Annotated in this window: 2 protein-coding genes; both read left to right on the top strand. The window is 69.8% G+C overall.

Annotated features, from left to right (window positions below):
• Window positions 1-239 precede the first annotated feature (239 nt).
• A complete protein-coding gene (locus WBA11_RS15795; protein ID WP_424521620.1) occupies window positions 240-881 on the top strand; it encodes a spondin domain-containing protein in 642 nt (213 codons plus the stop codon).
• 210 nt (window positions 882-1,091) lie between these two features.
• Window positions 1,092-1,831: bacillithiol biosynthesis deacetylase BshB1 (gene bshB1 / locus WBA11_RS15790; protein ID WP_424521619.1), on the top strand; the 740-nt coding region annotated here is incomplete at its 3' end.

Genomic DNA, 1,831 nt, shown 5'->3' with positions numbered 1-1,831 from the left:
CCTCAAGGCGCCGCGGATCACGTCCGCGGCCACGAACGCCCGCAGCGAGTCGACGCGTCCGACCTCGAGGGTGTCGGTGACCGCGCCGGATCGGCGGACGAACGCGTGCTCGGCCTCGAGGTCGGACGGTTGGGCGCACCCGGCGAGCAAGCAGAGGACGGCGATCCGCATCGGGTCTCAACGCCCGAGGTACGAAACGGACCCGACCCTGCGTCTAGGCTCCGTCCTCGATGCCCCGTATGCGCACCTCGCTTCTCGCTCTCGCCGTTTTCGCCCTCGCTGCCTGCGACTCCACTGAGGTCGAGCCGATCGTGCGGGCTCCGGCCCAATACACGGTCACTCTCCAAGCGACGTGGAGCGCCGCGACGCACCCCGACGCCTTCCCGCCGAACCCACACTTTTCGCGCCTGACGGGCGCCGTCCATGCCGACGACGTCACGTTGTGGCGCGTCGGCGGGCGGGCCAATGACGGCGTCCGCTCGATGGCCGAGACCGGCAACACGTCGGCTATGCGCACGGTCGTCGAGAGCCAGGGCTCGAGCGCGGCCTACGTCGAGGGCGACCCGATCCACGCGTCTCCGGGGTCCGGCTCGGCCACGTTCACGGTCTCTGAACAGCACCCGCTGGCGACCGTCGTCACGATGCTGGCCCCGAGCCCTGATTGGTACGTCGGGACGAGCGGCCTGGACCTGCGCACCGAGACCGGCTGGGCCGACCGTGTCGAGGTCGACGCCGTCGTCTACGATGCGGGCACCGACGACGGCTCGACGTACACCGCCGCCAACGCGACGCGCGACGAACGCGCTCCGATCGTGCTCGTGGACTACGCGCCGCTCGCGGGCACGCCGGTCGGGACGCTGGTCTTCGAGCGGGTGCTGTAGGCCCGCCCTCGAGGCTGCCCATCGGCACACGAAGAGACGCCCCGTGGGTCGTCTGTTCCGACCTCGAGGCCGATCGCGTTGGTCTGGCCCCGAGGCTGACGGCGTCGACTCGTCCTCGAGGGCGCCGCATCGAGGTCGAACGAAGACGACCCGAGGGGCGTCTCTACGCTCGGCCCGACCTCGATGCCAGTTTCCCCAACACCCACACAAATGTCGCTCGACGTCCTCGCCCTCGCCGCCCATCCCGACGACGTCGAGCTTTGCGCCGGGGGCACGATGTGCCTGCTGGCAGACCAGGGCTACAAAACTGGCATCGTCGACTTTACGCGTGGCGAGCTCGGGACACGGGGGACGCCGGAAGGGCGGATGGAAGAGGCGGCAGCCGCGGCCGAGATCCTGGGCCTCGAGGCGAGAGAGAACCTCGGCATCCCCGACGGCGACATCCAGAACACGAAGGAGAACCAGCTCAAGGTGATCCGCGCCGTGCGTCGGCACCGGCCGCACATCGTCTTGGCCACGGCCGAGGTGGTCCGGCACCCCGACCACGGCGACGCGACGCGCCTCTCCGTCGACGCGCTGTTCTACAGCGGGCTCGCCAAGGTCCAGACCTTCGAGGACGACGGGACCGGCCAAGAGCCCTGGCGTCCGCACCACGTGCTCCACTACTTCCAGGCCCTCGACGCCGCCGACCCGACGTTCGTCGTCGACGTGTCGAGCGTGTGGGAGCGCCGGATGGAAGCGCTGCTCGCGTTCAAGAGCCAGTTCTACCAGAGCGACCAAGACCCGGACGGTCCCGAGACCTACATCTCGAACCCCCGCTTCCTCAAGTGGGTCGAGGCGCGCGCCCGGACCTACGGCTACCGCATCGGCGCCGACTTCGGCGAGCCGTTCGCGTACCGACACGGACCCGTCGGCGTGAACGACCTGGTGTCCGTGCTGTCGCGCGGCAA

It is taken from the genome of Rubrivirga sp. (assembly GCF_049648075.1).
Classification (GTDB): domain Bacteria; phylum Bacteroidota; class Rhodothermia; order Rhodothermales; family Rubricoccaceae; genus Rubrivirga.
The sequence above is the reverse complement of the archived record's forward strand: the minus strand, read 5'-3'. Positions and strand labels throughout refer to the sequence as shown.

Excerpts from the sequence above, each read along its gene's own strand:
- WBA11_RS15795 (WP_424521620.1), top strand. The coding sequence starts at position 240 with ATGCGCACCTCGCTTCTCGCTCTCGCCGTTTTCGCCCTCGCTGCCTGC.